The organism is Streptomyces longhuiensis (genome assembly GCF_020616555.1).
GTDB classification, from domain to species: Bacteria; Actinomycetota; Actinomycetes; order Streptomycetales; family Streptomycetaceae; genus Streptomyces; species Streptomyces longhuiensis.
In genome coordinates, this window is the sequence record NZ_CP085173.1 from 2,373,643 (window position 1) to 2,393,371 (window position 19,729).

General features: G+C 71.1%; 17 protein-coding genes. 7 read left to right on the forward strand and 10 right to left on the reverse strand.

Translation table 11 applies throughout. The features are described 5' to 3' along the window. The first annotated feature begins 110 nt into the window (after positions 1–110). Positions 111–1,313, forward strand: coding sequence for an amino acid deaminase/aldolase (locus LGI35_RS11195; protein ID WP_227293728.1), 1,203 nt, complete (start codon positions 111–113; stop codon positions 1,311–1,313). Between the two features lie 14 nt (positions 1,314–1,327). Here the strand turns inward: LGI35_RS11195 and LGI35_RS11200 are convergent, their stop codons facing one another. From LGI35_RS11200 to LGI35_RS11220, 5 genes are read right to left on the reverse strand one after another with little or no spacing between them, the layout of a single operon-like run. Beyond that, positions 1,328–2,287 (reverse strand): DUF2510 domain-containing protein, encoded by a 960-nt coding sequence (locus LGI35_RS11200; protein WP_423835701.1) that lies wholly within the window; start codon positions 2,285–2,287, stop codon positions 1,328–1,330. A 28-nt stretch (positions 2,288–2,315) separates the two neighbouring features. Then, positions 2,316–3,605, reverse strand: coding sequence for an HAD family hydrolase (locus LGI35_RS11205; protein WP_227293729.1), 1,290 nt, complete (start codon positions 3,603–3,605; stop codon positions 2,316–2,318). Positions 3,606–3,638: 33 nt separating this feature from the next. Next, entirely contained in the window at positions 3,639–4,418 is a 780-nt protein-coding gene (locus LGI35_RS11210; protein ID WP_227293730.1) for a 3-oxoacyl-ACP reductase, read from the reverse strand. Positions 4,419–4,424: 6 nt separating this feature from the next. Further along, positions 4,425–5,789: an aldehyde dehydrogenase family protein gene (locus tag LGI35_RS11215; protein WP_227293731.1), complete on the reverse strand. Its 1,365-nt coding sequence runs from the start codon at positions 5,787–5,789 to the stop codon at positions 4,425–4,427. Position 5,790: 1 nt separating this feature from the next. Continuing rightward, a complete protein-coding gene (locus tag LGI35_RS11220; RefSeq protein ID WP_227293732.1) occupies positions 5,791–7,167 on the reverse strand; it encodes a glutamine synthetase family protein in 1,377 nt (458 codons plus the stop codon). Positions 7,168–7,253: 86 nt separating this feature from the next. Here LGI35_RS11220 and LGI35_RS11225 point away from each other — a divergent pair, with 86 nt between their 5' ends. The 3 genes from LGI35_RS11225 (at position 7,254) to LGI35_RS11235 (ending at position 10,268) form a co-directional block, all read left to right on the forward strand. Then, the gene (locus LGI35_RS11225) at positions 7,254–7,979 is read left to right on the forward strand and encodes a FadR/GntR family transcriptional regulator (protein ID WP_227293733.1); all 726 of its coding nucleotides are present in this window, start codon (positions 7,254–7,256) and stop codon (positions 7,977–7,979) included. Positions 7,980–8,100: 121 nt separating this feature from the next. Next, a complete protein-coding gene (eat, locus tag LGI35_RS11230; RefSeq protein WP_227293734.1) occupies positions 8,101–9,549 on the forward strand; it encodes an ethanolamine permease in 1,449 nt (482 codons plus the stop codon). Positions 9,550–9,575: 26 nt separating this feature from the next. After that, on the forward strand, positions 9,576–10,268 hold the full coding sequence (locus tag LGI35_RS11235; RefSeq protein ID WP_227300267.1) for a gamma-glutamyl-gamma-aminobutyrate hydrolase family protein: 693 nt from the start codon (positions 9,576–9,578) through the stop codon (positions 10,266–10,268). Positions 10,269–10,283: 15 nt separating this feature from the next. On the opposite strand, the gene LGI35_RS11240 is transcribed toward LGI35_RS11235, so the two are convergent. Beyond that, entirely contained in the window at positions 10,284–11,225 is a 942-nt protein-coding gene (locus LGI35_RS11240) for a LysR family transcriptional regulator (RefSeq protein WP_116503178.1), read from the reverse strand. Positions 11,226–11,295: 70 nt separating this feature from the next. Here LGI35_RS11240 and LGI35_RS11245 point away from each other — a divergent pair, with 70 nt between their 5' ends. Beyond that, positions 11,296–12,453 carry a TDT family transporter gene (locus LGI35_RS11245; RefSeq protein ID WP_227293735.1) on the forward strand — a complete coding sequence of 386 codons (1,158 nt, stop codon included), beginning with the start codon at positions 11,296–11,298 and terminating at the stop codon, positions 12,451–12,453. Here the strand turns inward: LGI35_RS11245 and LGI35_RS11250 are convergent. From LGI35_RS11250 to LGI35_RS11265, 4 genes are all read right to left on the reverse strand, one after another. Next, the gene (locus LGI35_RS11250; RefSeq protein WP_376218797.1) at positions 12,380–13,120 is read right to left on the reverse strand and encodes a helical backbone metal receptor; all 741 of its coding nucleotides are present in this window, start codon (positions 13,118–13,120) and stop codon (positions 12,380–12,382) included. The two genes, LGI35_RS11245 and LGI35_RS11250, sit on opposite strands and share 74 nt — an antisense overlap. After that, a complete protein-coding gene (locus LGI35_RS11255) occupies positions 13,117–13,692 on the reverse strand; it encodes a helix-turn-helix domain-containing protein (RefSeq protein WP_116503174.1) in 576 nt (191 codons plus the stop codon). Before LGI35_RS11255 ends, LGI35_RS11250 begins: the two co-directional genes overlap by 4 nt. 160 nt (positions 13,693–13,852) lie before the next feature. Next, positions 13,853–16,471, reverse strand: a complete 2,619-nt coding sequence (locus LGI35_RS11260) for an ABC transporter permease/substrate binding protein (protein ID WP_227293736.1) — start codon at positions 16,469–16,471, stop codon at positions 13,853–13,855. Next, the gene (locus tag LGI35_RS11265) at positions 16,464–17,588 is read right to left on the reverse strand and encodes a quaternary amine ABC transporter ATP-binding protein (protein WP_227293737.1); all 1,125 of its coding nucleotides are present in this window, start codon (positions 17,586–17,588) and stop codon (positions 16,464–16,466) included. The genes LGI35_RS11260 and LGI35_RS11265 overlap by 8 nt, the downstream gene beginning before the upstream one ends. 249 nt (positions 17,589–17,837) lie before the next feature. Between LGI35_RS11265 and LGI35_RS11270 the strand changes: the two genes are divergently transcribed. Both LGI35_RS11270 and LGI35_RS11275 read left to right on the forward strand, forming a co-directional pair. Continuing rightward, a complete protein-coding gene (locus tag LGI35_RS11270; protein WP_227293738.1) occupies positions 17,838–18,785 on the forward strand; it encodes a 5'-3' exonuclease in 948 nt (315 codons plus the stop codon). A 51-nt stretch (positions 18,786–18,836) separates the two neighbouring features. Continuing rightward, a complete protein-coding gene (locus LGI35_RS11275) occupies positions 18,837–19,670 on the forward strand; it encodes a siderophore-interacting protein (protein WP_227293739.1) in 834 nt (277 codons plus the stop codon). The last annotated feature ends 59 nt before the right edge of the window (positions 19,671–19,729 follow it).

Genomic DNA, 19,729 nt, shown 5'->3' on the forward strand with positions numbered 1-19,729 from the left:
GTCACTCTACGGGCTGACACGGCTTCGCAGGGAACCCGTACCGCAGGTCAGGACGATCTGCCCGGATCCTCCCCCTACCCCGCGGTAATCGTGTCTGGCAGGCTTCGGTCATGACACCCCGCGCAGCCGACAGGGCCCGCTACGACCGGGCCACCGCTCATCTCGACGCCCCGGTCGCGATCGTCGATCTGGACGCGTTCGACGCCAACGCGGACGACCTGGTGAGGCGGGCGGGCGGAAAGCCGATCCGCGTCGCGAGCAAGTCGGTGCGCTGCCGGGCTCTTCTCGAACGGGTCCTGGCGAGGGACGGTTTCGCCGGGATCATGTCGTTCACGCTCGCGGAGTCCCTGTGGCTGGCGCGGTCCGGTTTCGAGGACGTGCTGCTCGCGTATCCGTCGGCGGACCGGACCGCTTTCGCGGAGCTCGCGCACGACCCGAAGCTGGCGGCGGCGGTCACGGTGATGGTCGACGACCCGGCCCAGCTGCGGCTGATCGACGACGCGCGGGACGGCGGGCGCGAGGAGGTCAGGGTCTGTCTGGAACTGGACACCTCGTGGCAGGTGCTCGGCGGCCGCGTGCGGGTCGGTGCCCGCCGCTCCCCGCTCCGCTCCCCCGCCCAAGTCGCCGACATGGCACGCTCCGTGGCCCGGCGGCCGGGGTTCCGGCTCGTGGGTCTCATGGCGTACGAGGGTCATGTCGCGGGTGTCGGGGACGCGGTCGCGGGGCGGCCGGTGCGGTCGCGGGCGATCCGGCTGATGCAGACGGCGGCGCGCAAGGAGCTGGCGGTCAGGCGGGCCGAAGTGGTGCGCGCGGTACGGACGGTGGCGCCGGACCTGGAGTTCGTGAACGGCGGCGGCACGGGCAGTGTGCAGCACACCGCGGCCGAGCGCGCGGTGACCGAGATCGCGGCGGGGTCGGGTCTCTACGTGCCGCGCCTGTTCGACAACTACACGTCGTTCACGGGCCGGCCCTCCGCCCTGTTCGCGCAGCCCGTGGTGCGCAGGCCGGGCGTCGGGGTCGTGACCGTCCTCGGCGGCGGATATCCGGCGTCGGGCGCGCCGGGAGCCGACCGGCTGCCGGTGCCGTATCTCCCGGAGGGCCTGCGCTACGACCCGCAGGAGGGCCCGGGCGAGGTGCAGACACCGCTGCTCGGGGCGCCCGCCGACGATCTGCTGATCGGCGACAAGGTGTGGTTCCGGCACGCGAAGGCCGGCGAGCTGTGTGAGCGGTTCGACGTGCTGCGCCTGGTGGAGGGCGACGCGGTGACGGCGAGCGTGCCGACGTACCGCGGTGAGGGCTACACGTTCCTCTGAGGGCCCTGAAGACGCTACGGCGTGACGGTGGGGCCGATGCTGCTGCCCACGCCGCCGTCCGACCCGCTGTCACCGGCCGGCTCGATGCCCTTGACGATGCGGTCCATGTCGGAGAGCGGCGGCGCGTCCGCGCCTGCGTCGACGGTGATGCGGACGGTCACCAGGGACTCGGAGCCGACGCTGGAGGGGAAGACGACGGACTGGACGTAACCGCCGGGCCCCTTCGCGGTCTTCACCTTCCAGCGGACGAGGTAGCCGGCGCGCCCGGCGACGGCGGTCTGGCGGGCGGCGATCTGCTGGTGCGACTCGATGCCGCCGAAGGGCTGCTGGTTGATGCCGTTCTTGTCGTACGAGGCGTCCGCGGCGTCCTTGATGTCCCGTTTGGCGATGACTTCGGGTGAGGTCTCGTCGGTCCCGGTGACGGTGCGGGAGACGACGGTGCCGTGCCGGCACAGGCCCGAGTCGCCGGGGCAGTCGTAGGTGCGCGGGGTGGTGATCAGCATGTCGTCGTCGACGACGTTCTCGGCCTTCTGCCAGCCGTCGAGGACGGGGAGCGTGATGCCGTTGAGCTGGTCGACGGCGGTGGACGCGTCCTCGGTGGGGGTGGGCTCGGCGCTGCTCGCGGTGGCGGTCGGGTCCGTGGGCGTCGGGGCGCTCGTGGTGGGTGCCGTGCGGGTGTGGGGGTCGTCGCCGCCGCGGCCGAGCAGTACGGCGCCGGTGGCGATGGAGGCGACGAGCACGATGCCGGCGGCGGCCAGGGCGACGGTCCTGGCCCGTCGGCCCGGTGCGGCGGGCGGGCGCTGCGGGTCCATGGCCGGGAGCGGGGGCTCGACGGGCGGCCCGAAGGCCTGCGGCGCGGCCGGGGTGTTCTGCGGCTGCCGCCGGTGCTCGGTCCACGCGGCCCCGTCCCACCAGCGCTCGGTGGGCGGGGCCGTGGGGTCCGGGTACCAGCCGGGCGGGGGCGTCATGCTCATCCCGGCACTCTAAATTGCGCGGGGAAGGTCAGTACACCGAGTCCGCCTGGTCGGGCACGACGGAGCCGTCCTGGCGCAGGACCGGGCCGAAGCCGCCCTCGGGCTTGTTGTACGCGGCCGTGGAGCAGGGGTAGCCGGCGGACTTGCGCGGGAGCGGTTCGATGAACATGGGGTTCACGACCCAGCGCCCGTCGGCGTTGTCGTAGGCGCGGCACATCACCTCGTTCTTGTTGCGGTTGAGCACGAGGTGCGCGCCGGTGGCGTCGCCGACGAAGGTGACGTCGGTGTCGGCGTCACCGCCGCCGAGGGCGATGCGCTTGCTCCAACGCTGCTTCTCCCAGGCAGACTTGCCCTTGACGAGGAAGATGTCCTGGTCGATCCAGCACCGCTTGCCGTCGATGTACGGGATGGCCTCGCCCTGGGTGCGTCCGACCCCGCCGCAGCCTTCGTTGTACGTGGTGATGCGGCCCTTGTCGTCGAGGACGGAGCGGATGGCGATGGTGTGGGCGCGGTCGATGCCGACGCCGTCCCGGCCGCCCGACCACACCTCGGTCACGGGCTCGGACCCGGCCGACACGATGTAGACGTCGAACCCGGCCTTCTGCAGCGTGCGGATGAGGTCGCGCTGCTGCTCGTAGTAGCGGACGTAGCCGGGGATGGTGTGCGTGCCGAGCGTCTGGGTCGAGCCGACGGGTGCGGCGAGCGCCTCGCGGCGGGCCTGGGCGGCGTACGACTCCAGTTCGGGGACGGTGTGTCCGGCGAACAGCTGCGGCACCCAGGCGTATTGGGGCACGGTGCGCCGGTGGTTCCACTCACCGGCGAAGGCGGCGGCGCCGCTCATGGTCTTGCCGGACTCGCGGATGTTGAAGATCTCGTCGGTGCAGTCGGTGTCGGTGGAGGTCGGCAGGGGCGCACCGACGGGTACGGCGGTGCCGCAGGCGGCGGTGAGGGCCTTGTCGGCGTCGTCGGTCAGCCACTTGCTGGTCTTCTTCCAGCTCGCGGGCCGCAGGATCTTGTCGTGCTTGAGCGACCAGGCGATCGTCGCGTCGGTGACGTCGTTCTTCGAGACGGTGTTGTCCCAGTCGAACGCGGCGACGGGGCGGGCCCCGTGGTGGCCGTTGCAGGTCCCGCGCTCGTCGATCACGCGCTGGAGCCGGGCCCGGTTCTGGCCGTACCACGACAGCTTCTTCGAGAGCTGCGGGCAGGCCCGGTCGGTGGTGGGAGCGGACGTGGCGGCGGCCGCAGGAGAGACGAGAGCCGTGGCCACCAGGACGGTGACCACGGCTGAAGTCCACGCGGCAACATCTCTGTTACGCATGCCTGGGGACCGTACACCTATATGACGCGTCCCCTACAGAGGCGTGACGTACGCCCCCGAGATCCCGCCGTCGACGAGGAAGTCGGTGGCGTTCACGAACGAGGAGTCGTCGCTGGCGAGGAAGGCCACCGCGGCGGCGATCTCCTCGGCGTCCGCGAAGCGGCCGACCGGGATGTGCACGAGGCGGCGCGCGGCGCGCTCGGGGTCCTTGGCGAACAGCTCCTGGAGGAGCGGGGTGTTGACCGGGCCTGGGCACAGGGCGTTGACCCTGATGCCCTCGCGGGCGAACTGCACGCCGAGCTCACGCGACATGGCGAGGACGCCGCCCTTGGAGGCCGTGTACGAGATCTGGGAGGTCGCCGCGCCCATCCGTGCCACGAACGAGGCGGTGTTGATGATGGAGCCCTTGCCCTGCTGCCGCATGTAGGGGATGGCGGCCTTGCAGCACAGGAAGACGGACGTGAGGTTGACCTCTTGGACGCGCTTCCAGGCCTCCAGGCCCGTGTCCAGGATGGAGTCGTCGTCGGGGGGCGAGATCCCGGCGTTGTTGAAGGCGATGTCGACCGAGCCGTAGGTGTCGTACGCGGTCTTGAAGAGGGCCTCGACCTGTTCGGCGTCGGTGACGTCGACCTGGACGAAGGTGCCGCCGACCTCTTCGGCGGCCTTCTTGCCGGCGCTCTCGTCGATGTCGGCGCAGACCACGTTCGCGCCCTCGGAGGCGAGGCGGCGGGCGGTGGCGAGGCCGATGCCGCTGCCGGCTCCGGTGACGACGGCGGTGCGGCCCACGAGGCGGCGGCAAATGTTCTCGGTCATGGTGCTTCAGGCCTCCGTGCTTTCCGTGCTGATGAAGACGTTCTTGGTCTCGGTGAAGGCGGTGAGGGCGTCGGGGCCCAGTTCGCGGCCGACGCCGGACTGCTTGTAGCCGCCGAACGGGGTCGAGTAGCGGACGCTGGAGTGGGAGTTGACCGACAGGTTCCCGGCGCGGACCGCCCCGGCGACCCGCAGGGCGCGCCCCACGTCGCGGGTCCACAGGGACCCGGAGAGCCCGTACTCGGTGGCGTTGGCGAGCCGGATCGCGTCGGCCTCGTCGTCGAAGGGGAGGACGACGGCGACGGGCCCGAAGACCTCCTCTGCGGCGGCGGGCGCGTCGGCTGCCGTCTCGGTGAGGACGGTCGGCGGGAACCAGAATCCGGGGCCCTCGGGGGCGCTGCCCCGCACGGCGGCCGCTCCCCCGTCGACGTACGAACGGACGCGGTCCAGCTGGGACTTGGAGATGAGCGGGCCCATCTGGGTCTTCTCGTCGGCGGGGTCGCCGACGACGACGGACTCGATCGCGGGCGCGAGCAGAGCGAGGAACCGGTCGTGGACGGACCGCTGTACGAGGATGCGGGTGCGCGCGCAGCAGTCCTGGCCGGCGTTGTCGAGGAACGACATGGGGGTCGCGGCGGCGGCCGCCTCGATGTCGGCGTCGGCGAAGACGATGTTCGGGCTCTTGCCGCCGAGTTCGAGGGTCACGCGCTTCACCTGGTCGGCGCACTTGGCCATGATCTGCTTGCCGACGCGGGTGGAGCCGGTGAACACGATCTTGGCCACGCCCGGGTGCTCGACGAGGGCGGCTCCCGCCATGTCTCCCGCGCCGGGAAGGACCTGGAAGAGGTACTCGGGAAGCCCTGCCTCCAGGGCGAGTTCGGCGAGGCGGAGCGCGGTGAGCGGGGTCGTCTCGGCGGGCTTGAGGATCACCGCGTTCCCGGCGGCGAGCGCCGGGGCCGTGCCCCACGCGGCGATCGGCATGGGGAAGTTCCAGGGCGCGATGACACCGACGACGCCGAGGGGTTCGAGGATCGTGATGTCGAGGCCGCCGGCGACGGGGATCTGGCGGCCGGTGAGGCGCTCCACTCCCCCGGCCGCGTAGTCGAGCAGGTCGCGGACGTTGCCGGCCTCCCAGCGGGCGTTGCCGATGGTGTGTCCGGCCTCGCGCACCTCCAGGCGGGCGAGTTCCTCGACGTGCTCGTCGACGACGGCGGCGAAGCGGCGCAGGAGGCGGGCCCGGTCGGCGGGGGCCGCGGCCGCCCAGCCGCGCTGCGCCCGGTGGGCCCGCAGGACCGCGGCGTCGACCTGGTCGCGGGAGGTCGCGTGGATCGTGGCGATGACTTCTTCGGTCGCCGGGTTGAGGATGTCGTGCACGCTAGAGCCTTTCGAACGACCTGCGGAGTTCCCAGTCGGTGACGGCGGCGTCGAACGCGTCCAGTTCGACCCGCGCCATGTTGCGGTAGTGCGCGACGACCTCGTCGCCGAACGCGGCCTTGGCGATGGGGCTGTTCTCCCACAGCTCGGCGGCCTCGCGCAGCGTCGTGGGAACGTGCTCGTACTCGCCGGTGTAGGCGTTTCCGGTGCACTCCTCGGGCAGTTCGAGCTTCTGCTCGATGCCGTACAGGCCGGCGGCCACGAGTCCGGCCACCGCGAGGTGCGGGTTCACGTCGCCGCCGGGCAGGCGGTTCTCGAAGCGCATCGAGCGGCCGTGGCCGACGACGCGGAGCGCGCAGGTGCGGTTGTCGTAACCCCACGCGGCGGCGGTCGGCGCGAAGGAGCCCGGCTGGAACCGCTTGTACGAGTTGACGTTGGGCGCGTAGAGCAGCGAGAAGTCGCGCAGCGCGGCGAGCTGGCCCGCGAGGAAGTGCCGCATCACCGGCGACATTCCGCCGGGGTCGTCCGCGGTGCCCGCCATGACGTTGGTGCCGGGCTCGTCGATGGACTGGAGCGAGAGGTGGATGTGACAGGAGTTGCCCTCGCGCTCGTTGAACTTGGCCATGAAGGTGAGCGAGACACCTTCCTGAGCCGCGATCTCCTTGGCGCCGGTCTTGTAGATGGCGTGCTGGTCGCAGGTGACGAGGGCCTCGTCGTAGCGGAACACGATCTCGTGCTGGCCCGGGTTGCACTCGCCCTTGGCGGACTCGACGACGAGGCCGGCCGCGGCCATGTCGTTGCGGATGCGGCGCAGGAGCGGCTCGATGCGTCCGGTGCCGAGGACCGAGTAGTCGATGTTGTACTGGTTGGCGGGGGTCAGGTTCTTGTAGCCCGCGTCCCAGGCCTGCTCGTAGGTGTCCTTGAAGACGATGAACTCGAGCTCCGTGCCGACGTGGGCGGTGTAGCCGAGTTCGGCGAGCCGGTCGAGCTGGCGGCGCAGGATCTGGCGGGGCGCGGCCACGACGGGTGAGGCGTCGTTCCACGCCAGGTCCGCGATGAGCATCGCGGTGCCGTCGTTCCAGGGGACGCGGCGCAGGGTGGAGAGGTCGGCGTGCATGGCGAAGTCGCCGTAGCCGCGGTCCCAGGAGGACATCTCGTATCCGTCGACCGTGTTCATCTCGGTGTCGACGGCGAGGAGGTAGTTGCAGCCCTCCGTGCCGTGGGCGAGGACCTCGTCGAGGAAGAAGCGGGCGGCGAACCGCTTGCCCTGGAGCCGCCCTTGCATATCGGGGAAGGCCAGGACGACAGTGTCGATCTCTCCGCTCTCGACGAGGGACGTGAGCTCCTCGACGCCGAGCGGGGCTGTGCGGTCTGCCACGGGAAGGCCTCCTTCGGGCTTCTTCGGTCAGCCGGAAGCCATAAGGTATTGCGGAGAACCATTGCTTGGGAAGGGGGTACGGCCATATGTCGCACACGGATGGCGACGACCGGCTCACGCCGGTGCTGCGGCCCGTGCGGGCGGGCAACGGATTCGAGGAGGCCCTGGAGCAGATCCTCCAGGTCGTCCGGCTCGGCCTGGTGCCGGGGGGTGAACGCCTGCCCTCCGAGCGGGAGTTGGCGGACCGGCTCGGCATCAGCAGGGTGACGCTGCGCGAGGTCCTGAAGGTGCTCCAGGACCAGGGCCTGGTGGAGTCGCGGCGCGGGCGCTACGGCGGGACGTTCGTGGTGGCGCGCACGGGCGCGCCGGGCGAGGACGAGCTGCGCCGCCGCCTCAAGGACGTGGACGTCGAGGACGCGCTGCGCTTCCGGGAGGTCCTGGAGGTCGGCGCGGCCGGCCTGTGCGCCGCTCACGGCCTCACGGACGGACAGGCAGAGCGGCTGCGCGACGCCCTCGCGCGCACCCATGACGCGCCCCTCGCCGACTACCGCCGGCTCGACACGCTGCTGCATCTCACGCTCGCCGAGCTGTGCGGGTCACCCTCGCTCAGGGCGCAGTACGCGGCGGTGCGCGCGACGGTGAACGACCTCCTCGACTGCATCCCGCTCTTGGTACGGAACCTGGAGCATTCACAGCGCCAGCACACGGCCCTGGTGGAGGCGGTGCTCGACGGGGACGCGGACGGCGCGCGGGAGATGATGCGCGAGCACTGCGCCGGCACGGCCGCTCTCCTGCGGGGCTTCCTGACCTGATGCCGATCCGAGGCGTGATTAACCGGCGCGTAACGCAGGGGTCTTGATTTCTTCGCGCGCTCCCCGCAAAGGTATGGATCCATTCCATTGAGCATCCACCGTACGACGGGGAGCCCGCGCCATGACCTTGGACACCCAGAACACCCGCCCCACCGGTGATACGGGGGACGACTATCTGGAACGCAGAACGCTGCGCCGCGGCAGCGCGGGCTGGCTGCTCCTGACCGGGTTGGGCGTCGCGTACGTCGTCTCCGGCGACTACTCGGGCTGGAACTTCGGCCTGGCGCAGGGCGGCTTCGGCGGCCTCGGGATCGCGATGGCCCTGATGGGCGTCATGTACGCGTGCATGGTGTTCTCCCTGGCCGAGCTGTCCTCGGTGCTGCCCACCGCGGGCGGCGGCTACGGCTTCGCTCGCCGCGCCCTCGGCCCCTGGGGCGGCTTCCTCACCGGCACGGCGATCCTCATCGAGTACGTCCTCGCGCCGGCCGCCATCTCCATCTTCATCGGCGACTACGTCGAGTCGCTCGGCCTGTTCGGCCTGACCTCCGGCTGGCCGGTCCACCTGGCCTGCTTCCTCGTCTTCATCGGCATCCACCTGTGGGGCGTGGGCGAGGCGCTGCGCTTCAGCTTCGTCGTCACCGGCATCGCCGTCGCGGCGCTGCTCGTCTTCGCGGTCGCCGCGTTCACCGACTTCGACGCGTCGAAGCTCAACGACATCCCCGTGGACACGGGCGCGTTCGGGGCCAACTCCTGTCTCCCCATGGGTCTGTTGGGGATCTGGGCGGCGTTCCCGTTCGGCATGTGGTTCTTCCTGGGCGTGGAGGGCGTGCCGCTCGCCGCCGAGGAGACCAAGGACCCGGCACGCACCCTGCCCCGCGCCATCCGCTGGTCCATGGCGATCCTCGTGGTGCTCGCCGTCCTGACGTTCCTCGCCTCGTCGGGGGCGCGCGGCTCGGCCGCGATCCAGGACGCCGGCAACCCGCTCGTCGAGGCGCTCCAGCCCGGCGGCAGGGCGACCGCGCTGAGCCGCATCGTGAACTACGCGGGGCTCGCGGGCCTGGTCGCGTCGTTCTTCTCGCTCATCTACGCGGGCTCGCGCCAGCTCTTCGCGCTCTCCCGCGCGGGCTACCTCCCCCGCTTCCTGTCGCTCACCAGCCGGCGCAAGGCGCCCTACCTCGGCCTGCTCGTGCCGGGCGCGATCGGCTTCGCGCTGGCGGCCGCGACGGGGGACGGTGCCCGCATGCTGAACGTCGCGGTGTTCGGCGCGACGATCTCGTACGCTCTGATGTCCCTGTCGCACATCGTGCTGCGGCGCCGCGAACCGGGCCTCGAGCGGCCGTACCGCACTCCGGGCGGTGTGCTCACGTCCTCCGTGGCGCTGGTCCTCGCGTGCGCGGCGCTGGTCGCCACCTTCCTGGTGGACGTGACGGCGGCGCTGATCGCGCTCGGGGTGTACGCGGTGGCGATCGGGTACTTCGGGGCCTACAGCCGCAGGCATCTGGTGGCGCGGGCCCCCGAGGAGGAGTTCGCGGCGCTCGCGGCGGCAGAGGCCGAACTGGAACGGGACTGACCATGGCGAGGGAGCACGGGCACATGATGGGCAGGCCGCTGATCGGGGTCAGCACCTACTTGGAGGCGAAGGCGAGCTGGGGCGTGTGGGAGTTGCCCGCAGCGCTGCTGCCCGCCGGGTACCCGCGGCTCGTGCAGGCCGCCGGCGGCCTCGCCGCGATGGTGCCGCCGGACGACCCCGCGTACGCGCCCTCGGTGGTCGCCCGGCTCGACGGGCTCGTCGTCGCGGGCGGACCCGACGTGGAACCGGGCCGGTACGGCGCCGTGCGCGAGGACCGCACGGGGCCGCCCGCGGTCGAGCGGGACGCGTGGGAACTCGCCCTGATCCGCGCCGCGTTGGCGTCCGGCAAGCCGCTGCTCGGCATCTGCCGGGGCATGCAGCTCCTGAACGTGGCCCTCGGCGGCACGCTCACCCAGCACATCGAGGGGCACGTCAAGGACATCGGCGTCTTCGGGACGCACGCGGTGACGCCCGTGCCCGGGACGCGGTACGGCGAGCTGGTGCCCGAGGAGTCGGACGTGCCGACGTACCACCATCAGGCGGTCGACCGGCTCGGCCGGGGTCTGGTCGCGTCGGCCCACGCGGCGGACGGCACGGTCGAGGCGGTCGAACTGCAGGGCCTCACCTGGGTACTGGGCGTGCAGTGGCACCCCGAGATGGGCGAGGACGCACGGGTCATGGGCGGCCTGATCCGCGCGGCGGCGCGGGGCGGCTCCTGACGTCAGGGGCGACGCTCAGGCCGGCCCTCGCGTGAGCGCGAGCAGTTCCCTGGCCGGCCCCACCGGCCGGTGCCCGGTCGGCCAGACCGCGCGCAGGTCCCTGCGCAGCCGTACGCCTTCGAGCGGGATCTCGACGAGCCTGCGGGCGGCGAGTTCCTCGCCGACCGCGAGCTCGCTCAGGACGGAGGGGCCCGCGCCGCTCACCGCCGCCGCCTTCACCGCGGTCGTCGACGACAGCTCGATGAGGGGGCGCGCCAGGCCGCCGAGCGCGGCGTCGAGGACCTGCCGGGTGCCCGAGCCACGCTCGCGCAGGATGAGCGGGGTCGCCGCCAGCTCATCGGCCGACAGCGGCTTTCTGCGTCGGGCCCACGGGTGTCCGGGGGCGGTGACCACGATGAGCCGGTCGTGGGCGATGACCGTGGCGTCCAGACCCGCGGGCACCGCGAGGCCCTCGACGAAGCCGAGGTCCGCGTCGCCGGACAGGAGGCGCTCCGCGACCGCCGCCGAGTTGCCCGCGTGGAGCGACACCGCCGTGTCGGGGCGCTCCGCGCGCAGCGCGAGCAGCCAGTTCGGCAGCAGGTACTCGGCGATCGTCATGCTCGCGGCGACCCGCAGCCGCGAGTCACGGCGGTCGCGCAGCGCCTGCGCCCCGGCGTCGAAGGCCGCCGCCGCCTCGACGATCCGCCGCGCCCAGTCCGTGACGAGCGCGCCCGCGTCGGTGAGCCGTGAGCCGCGCGGTGACCGGTCGACCAGGGCCACCCCGAGCTGGCGTTCCATGGAGCGGATGCGGCTGCTGGCGGCGGGCTGCGTGATGCCCGTCTCGCGGGCCGCGCGGCCCAGGCTGCCGAGCCGCGCCACGGCGAGCAGGAGCTCCAGGGCGCCGAGGTCCGGGACCCGGTGGGCGAGCCCAGCACCCGTCGTGGAACCGTCCGCCGCACCCGCCGTATCGCCACTCATAAATCCAGCTTATGCCCTCATAGAGGCATGGTCCCTGGTGGGGGGACCGGCCCGGCGCGACCGTGGGTCCATGGTCACCGCCGCCCAGCCGCTCACAACGGCCCGTATCCCGTCCCTTCGATGTCCCGCCGTGCGCCAGCTCGGTCCCAACTGGTACGCGTCCGTGATGGGTACCGCGATCATCGCGAACGCGGGCGCCGCACTCCCCGTACACGTTCCGGGCCTGCGGGCCCTGTGCACCGCGATGTGGGCACTGTCCCTCGTGGCGCTCCTCGTCCTCCTCACGGCCCGCGCCCTGCACTGGACGCACCACAGCGACCGCGCCAAGGAACATCTGCTCGACCCGGGCGTGGCCCCCTTCTACGGCTGCCTCGCGATGGCACTGCTCGCCGTCGGCGGCGGCACGATGCTCGTCGGCCAGGACTGGATCGGGACGCGGGCGGCCGTCGCCCTGGACACGGTGCTGTTCACGGCGGGGACGGTGATCGGGCTCGTGGCGGCGGTGGCCGTCCCGTACCTGATGGTGGCCAGGCACCGGATCGAGCCGGGTCAGGCGTCCCCCGTGTGGCTGCTCCCCGTCGTGGCGCCCATGGTGTCCGCGGCCGTCGGCCCGCTCCTGGTGCCGCATCTCCCGTCGGGCCAGTGGCAGCAGACGATGCTGGTCGCCTGTGTCGCCATGTTCGGGCTCAGCCTGATCGCCACCGCGGTGATGCTTCCGGTGATCTTCGCGCGCCTGGTGACGGCGGGACCTCTGCCGCTGATGCTCACGCCCGCGCTGTTCCTCGTGCTCGGCCCCCTCGGCCAGTCGACGACCGCCGTCAACAAGTTCGCGGACACCGCGCCGGGCGTCCTGCCGGCCCCGTACGCCCAGGGGTTCGGCGTCTTCGCCGTCCTGTTCGGAGTCCCCGTGATGGGGTTCGCGCTGCTGTGGCTGGCGCTCGCGGCGGCGCTCGTGGTGCGGGCCCGCCGCCGCGGCATGCGGTTCTCGATGACGTGGTGGGCGTTCACCTTCCCCATCGGCACCTGTGTCACCGGCGCGGAGGGCCTCGCCAAGCACACGGGGCTCGCGGTGTACGACGTGCTCGCGGTCGTCCTGTACGCCGCCCTCGTCGCCGCCTGGGCCTTCGCCGCCGTGCCCACGGTCCGCGGCCTGATCAGCGGCGAGCTGCTCGCAGCGCCGCGCGCAGCACAGCCGGCGCCTGCGTCAACGACGGCCCGTACCACGTGAGATGACGCCCGCTGACGAGCGCGGCGGGCACCGGGAACTGCTCGGGCCCGTCGTCGCGCGTGAAGCGGTACGGCTCGTCGGGCAGCACCACCAGGTCGATGTCCGCCGAGCGCAGTTCGTCGGCCGCCAGGCGCGGGTAGCGCTCGCCGTGGTCCGCGTACACGTTGTCCACGCCGAGCCGGGCGAGCACGTCACCGGCGAAGGTGTTCCTGCCGAGCACCATCCAGGGGCGCCGCCACACCGGCACCGCCGCCCGCAGCCGCCGGGTGGGGGGCTCCAGCCCGTCCCAGGCCGCCGCGGCCTCGTCCAGCCAGCGGGGCCGGCCGGGAGAGCCGCAGGCCCTGAGGACCCGCTCCAGCTCACGCAGCGCGCCCGGCAGATCGCGGATCTCGGTGACGAGGACGTCGAGTCCCGCGGCGCGCAGGGCCGCGAGGTCGGGCGCGCGGTTCTCCTCCTCGTTGGCGATCACCAGATCGGGGGCGAGGGCGACGATCCGTTCGACGTCGGGGTTCTTCGTGCCGCCGATCCGCACGAGACCGCTGCCGAGGTCCGCCGGGTGTGTGCACCAGTCCGTGGCACCGACGAGGGCTCCGGGCAGCGTGACGGCGACCGCCTCGGTCAGCGAGGGGACGAGGGAGACGACGCGTGGGCCGTGGGACACGGTCACCGCCCGGGTTCGTCCCGCGCCTCGATGTGTTCGGCGACCGCGACGACGAGCACGCGCGCGTCCGCGGCGGTGGCCCGCCAGCGGTGCCGTACGCCACCGGTCAGGTACAGGCTGTCACCGTGGCCCAGCCGATAGGCCCTGCCCTCGGCCTCGACCTCGACGGCGCCTTCGGTGACGTACATGAGCACGTCGTTGCGGAGCTGGAACTCGCGGCCCGGGTCGTGGTCGCCGATGAACTCCTCGGCGTGCAGCTGGTGATGGCCGCGGACGAGCGAGCGCACGACCGATTCGGGGGACGCGTCCTCGGCGACCGTGGTGTCGTCCGCGCGCACCAGGTCCACGGTGTGGGCGGGGTCGGCGGCGGCCAGGAGCTCGACCGCCGTGGTGCCGAGCGCGTCGGCCACCTTCTCCAGGGAGCGCCGGCTCGGCCGGGCGCGTTCGTTCTCGATCTGGCTCAGGAAAGGGACGGACAGGCCGCTGCGTTCGGCCACGGTGGCAAGGGTGAGCTCCTGGGCCCGGCGCCTGCGCCGCACGGCCGCGCCCACCCGAAGAGTCTCCTTGTGTTCGTCCATCGCTCCGGCTGCCTCCCGCGCGTCGTCACCTGCTCGGCTCCTTGCACCCTACGCAGGTTCGCCCGACGGTTTCATGTGAGCGGCGGAACGCGCGTGGGCGGCCGGTGCTGAACACCGGCCGCCCACGCGTGTCGGAACTACTTCTGAACGTACTCGGGATCTACTGCGGAGCCATCCGGTCCGCGACGCCCTCGTGCGTCTTCAGCCACGCGTCCACGGCCTCTTCCTCGTGACCCTGACCGCGCTTCTTGATCTCCGCCTCGAGGCTGCCCAGCTCGCTCTCGCTCATCTTGAAGTTCTTGAACCACTTCGTGAGCTGCGGGTACTTCGAGGGGAAGCTCTTGTTGGCGATGGTGCGGATCGTGTTGCCCTCACCGAAGAGCTTCTTGGAGTCGGTCAGCTTGTTGAGCTTGTACTCGCTGTACGCCCAGTGCGGCGACCAGAGCACGACGGCGACCGGCTGCTTCTTGGCGTACGCGCGCTTCAGCTCGGCGAGCATCGCCGGCGTGGAGCCGTCGACGACCTTGTACTCCTTGTCCAGGCCGTAGCCCGGCAGGACGTTCTTCTTCAGCAGGTTCATCTCGCCGGTGCCCGGCTCGATTCCGATGATCTTGCCGTCGAAGGTGGAGCCCTTGCCCTTGAGGTCCTCGAGGGACTTGACGCCCTTCACGTAGGACGGCACGGCGATCTCGAGGGACGTCGGGCTGTACCAGGAGCCCAGGTCCGTCAGGTTGTCCTTGTGCTTGTCCCAGTAGTTCTTCTGGGCATAGGGCAGCCAGGCGTCGAAGTTGACGTCCAGGTCGCCGGAGCCGAGACCCGTGTAGACGGGGCCGACGTCCATCTGCTTCAGGTTGAGCTTGTAGCCGCGGTCGCCGAGGACCCGCTTCCACAGGTAGGTGACCGCGACGTCCTCGTCCCAGGGGAACCATGCGACGTTCACCGGACGGGCGGCCTCGCCCTTGCCGCCGGCCGTCGACGACTTCTTGACCGGGGCCAGCTTGTCGACGACGCCGGGGTTGGCCTTCAGCCAGGTCTTGACGGCGTCCTGCTGCTTGCCCTTGCCGGCCTTGTTGATCTCGGCCTCGAGACTCGTGAGCTGCTTCTCGGTCAGCTTGAAGTCCTTGAGCCACTTGCCGACCTCGGGGTTGTCGTCGGCGAAGCCCTTGCGGGACAGCGTGTGCACGCCGTCACCCTTGCCCCAGGCACCCTTCGGGTCCTTGAGCTTCTTCAGCTTGTAGTCGTTGTACGCCCAGTGCGGGGACCAGAGCGTCGTGACGATCGGCTGCTTCTTGGCGTACGCGCGCTTCAGCTGCGCCAGCATCGCCGGCGTGGAGCTGTCGACGACCTTGTACTCCTTGTCGAGGCCGTACTCCTTGAGCACCTTGCTCTTGAGCAGGCTCATCTCGCCGGCGCTCGCCTCGATGCCGGTGATCTTGCCGTCGAACTTCGAGGCCTGCCCCTTGAGGTCCTCGAGCGAGTCGATGCCCTTCATGTAGGCCGGCACCGAAAGCTCCAGGGACGTCTGGTCGTACCAGGCGCCGAGGTCGTCGAGCTGCTTGCCGTACTTCTTCCAGTACTGCGCGTGCGTGGTCGGCAGCCAGGAGTCGGTCTCGAAGTCGATCTGGCCGGAGGCCAGCGACGTGTAGAGCGGACCCGCGTCGAGCTGCTTGGCCTGCACGTCGAAGCCGCGCTGCTCCAGGATCTCCTTCCACAGGAAGGTGGAGGCGACGCCCTCGTCCCACGGGATGTAGCCGATGGAGATCTTCTTGCCCTGGCCGACGTCGGACGCGTCCGCCACGGGGTTCTCGCTCTTCGAACCGCCGAAGATGCCCATGCCGCCCGCGACGAGCGCGAGGATGACCACACCGACGACCGCGACCTCGGGCCGCGGGCGGTAGTTCCAGACCGTGAGCCCGTGCGCGGCGCGCACCTTGGCGAGCGCGCGGCGGCCCATCGGGGACGCCTGGGTGCCGAGCGCGCTGGTCATGCGGTCCAGGTAGATCGCGAGGATCACGATGGCGACGCCGGACTCGGAGCCGAGGCCGACGTTCAGCTGGCCGATGGCCTCGTTCACGTCGGCGCCGAGGCCCTCGGAGCCGACCATGCCCGCGATGGCGGCCATGGACAGGCCCAGCATGATGACCTGGTTGACGCCGGCCATGATCGACGGGAGCGCGAGCGGCAGCTGGACGCGGAACAGCGTGTTGCGCGGGGTGTCACCGAACGCGTCGGCGGCCTCGACCAGTTCCTTGTCGACCTGCCGGATACCCAGCTCCGTCATACGGACGCCGGGGGCCAGGGCGAAGATCAGGGTGGCGACGATGCCGGCGGGGGCGCCCGAGCCGAAGAACAGGATGGCCGGGATGAGGTAGATCATCGCGGGCAGCGTCTGCATGAAGTCCAGGACCGGGCGCACGACCGCGCTGACCCGGCTGGAGCGGGCCGCCCAGATGCCGACCGGCACCGAGATGACCAGCGCGATGATCGTCGCCACGAGGACGAGCGACAGCGTCATCATCGCGTGGTCCCACAGTTCGAGGGAGTCGATGAACGCGAATCCCACGAAGGTCAGGACACCGGCCACCGTGCCGCGCAGCCAGAAGGCGACCACCGCGAAGATGCCCGCGAGAATCAGCGGCTGCGGGGCCTGGAGGACCCAGTTGATGCCGTCGTAGGCACCGTTGAAGACGTTCTTGAAGAAGTCGAAGAGCCACGCGGCGTTGCTGAGCAGCCACTCGACGACGTCGTTGACCCAGTCACCGAAGGGAATCCTAGGCACCGGTGCTCACCTTCTTCACCGGCTCGTCGCCCTCGCCACGCGGCGTGGGGACGGCGCCCTTCGGAGCCTTCGTCATGGAGGTCTGCGCGGTGGGCTTCATCGGCTCACCGAGGACGGCGAGGAGCCGTTCCCGCGTCACGACACCTGTGAGCTTGCCGCTCTTGTCGGTCACCGCGACGGCGACGCCGTCCGTGGAGCACGGCGTGAACAGCTCGATCACCGGGGTGTCCTCGGTGACCGTCGCGGGCGCGTCGGCCGGGTCGTACCCCTTCTCGGGGGCGGTCATGATGGCGCCCGCGGTCAGTACGCGGGAGCGGTCCACGTCCTGGATGAACGAGGCGACGTAGTCGTTGGCCGGCGTGACGAGGATGTCCTCGGCGCTGCCGATCTGGACGATGCGGCCGTCGCGCATGACGGCGATGCGGTCGCCCAGGCGCATGGCCTCGTTCAGGTCGTGGGTGATGAAGACGATGGTCTTCTTCAGGGTCTTCTGGAGCTCGAGGAGCTGGTCCTGCATGTCGCGGCGGATCAGCGGGTCGAGCGCGCTGAACGACTCGTCCATGAGGAGCAGGTCCGCGTCGGTGGCGAGTGCGCGGGCCAGGCCCACGCGCTGCTGCATACCGCCGGAGAGCTCGTCGGGCCAGGACTTCTCCCAGCCGGCGAGACCGGCCAGGCGCAGCGCCTCCACGGCGCGCTGCTCGCGCTCCTTGCGGGGGACTCCCTGGACCTCGAGGCCGTACGCGGCGTTCTCGAGCACGCTGCGGTGGGGGAAGAGCGCGAAGTGCTGGAAGACCATGCTGATCTTCTTGGAGCGCACGGCACGCAGGTCGCGGGGGCTGAGCGCGGTCAGATCCTGGCCGTCGAAGCGGACGTGCCCGGCCGTGGGCTCGAGCAGTCCGTTCAGCATGCGCAGAAGCGTGGACTTGCCGGAGCCCGACAGACCCATCACGACGAAGATCTGGCCCGGCTCGACGGTGAAGGATGCGTCGATCACGGCAGCGGTGGTGCCGCCGGCGCGCAGTTCCTCACGGTCTGCTCCGTGGCGGAGTTTCTCCACCGCTTCATCGGGTCGTCTGCCGAACACCTTGTACAGGTCTTCGGCTTGCAGCGTGGACACATACACCTCTCGGGTAGAACCATGACGGCCCGCCTCCCCCGCCGGCGGGCCGTGGAGCGATGCGAGGTCCGCTCGCGGGCCGGAAACACATCCATTGGTTGAATGAGGGACCGGGTTCGCTCCGGGGGCGCGCCTGCCCTCACTTATGCAGATCAAACGGAAGAGTGTTCCAGTTCACATTGCGTTCACTTCCGGAACCGGATCCGCCACATCCTGGCGAAGCGGTGGCTGTCGGTGCCGTGCGGCAGGATGTGGAACGTGACCCAGCGAACCGATCGCCTGATGCTGCTCGACACCGCGTCCCTGTACTTCCGGGCCTACTTCGGTGTCCCCGACTCCGTGAAGGCCCCTGACGGGACGCCGGTCAACGCGGTGCGCGGCCTGCTCGAATTCATCACCCGGCTCGTGCACGACCACCACCCCGACTCACTGGTGGCCTGCATGGACGCGGACTGGCGGCCCCAGTGGCGGGTCGACCTGATCCCCTCGTACAAGGCGCATCGCGTCGCGCAGGAGACCGAGACCGGGCGGGACGGTTCCTATACGGAAGAGATTCCCGACACCCTCTCCCCCCAGGTCCCGATCATCGAGGACGTGCTCGACGCGGTGGGCATCGCGCGCGTGGGCGTCGAGGGGTACGAGGCGGACGACGTCATCGGCACGTTCACCGGGCGGGCCACCGGTCCGGTCGACATCGTCACCGGCGACCGCGACCTCTTCCAGCTCGTCGACGACGCGCGTGAGCGCCGCGTCCTGTACCCCCTCAAGGGCGTCGGCACCCTCCAGGTCACCGACGAGGAACTGCTGCGCGAGAAGTACGGCGTCGACGGCTCCGGCTACGTGGATCTGGCCCTCCTGCGCGGCGACCCGAGCGACGGCCTGCCGGGCGTGCCCGGCATCGGCGAGAAGACGGCGGCGAAGCTGCTCGCGCAGTTCGGGGACCTGGCCGGGATCATGGCCGCCGTCGACGACCCGAAGTCGAAGCTGACGCCCTCGCAGCGCAAGCGCCTGGACGAGTCGCGGCCGTACATCGCTGTCGCGCCGACGGTCGTGCGGGTCGCAGCGGACGTGCCCCTGCCGGACGTGGACACGGCGCTGCCGCGTGAAGCGCGCGATCCCGCGGCCCTCGACAAGCTCGCGGAGCGCTGGGGCTTGGGCGGATCTTTGCAGCGGCTGCTCACCACCCTTGAGCGCTGAGTGTTAACTTAGGTAAACCTAAGTACCCAGTGATCTTCAGGGGAGGCCGCCATGGCGGAACGTCCGGAACGCAGGAAGCCGACGGCGCACCGGGGCGAGGTCCTGCGCACCGAGCGGCTCACCCCGCACATGCAGCGCGTGGTCCTCGGTGGGGACGGCCTCGCCGCGTTCGCCGCGGGCGGCTGCACCGACCACTACGTGAAGCTGCAGTTCCCGCTCGACGGCGTCATCTACCCCGAGCCGTTCGACCTCGGCCGGATCCGCGAGGAGCTGCCGCGCGAGCAGTGGCCCGTGACGCGTACGTACACCGTGCGCGCCTGGGACCCGGTGGCGCGCGAGCTGACGCTCGACTTCGTGGTGCACGGCGACGAGGGCATCGCCGGCCCTTGGGCGCGGGACGTACAGCCGGGAGCGCGCGTGCATCTGGCCGGCCCCGGCGGCGCCTACGCCCCGGACTCGGCTGCCGACTGGCATCTGCTCGCCGGTGACGAGAGCGCCCTGCCCGCGATCGCGGCCGCCCTGGAGGCGCTGCCCGAGGGCGCCGTGGCCCACGCGTTCGTGGAGGTCTCCGACGCCACCGAGGAGCAGAAGATCGACTCCGCCGCGCAGGTCGTCTGGCTGCACCGCGGCGACCGGCCGGTGGGCGAGGCCCTGGTGGAGGCCGTACGCGGGCTCGCGTTCCCGGCCGGCCGGGTGCAGGCCTTCGTGCACGGCGAGGCGGGCTTCGTGAAGGAGCTGCGCCGCCATCTGCGCACCGAGCGGGAGATCCCGCGCGAGGACCTCTCGATCTCCGGGTACTGGCGCCTCGGTCACAACGAGGACGGCTGGCAGGCCTCGAAGCGGGAGTGGAACGCACAGGTGGAGGCGGAGCAGGAGACGGCCTAGGGCTGTCTCCCGCTCCGCCCGGGGCGCCCCCGCGGAGGGAGCGCCTCCCAGGCGTCGTG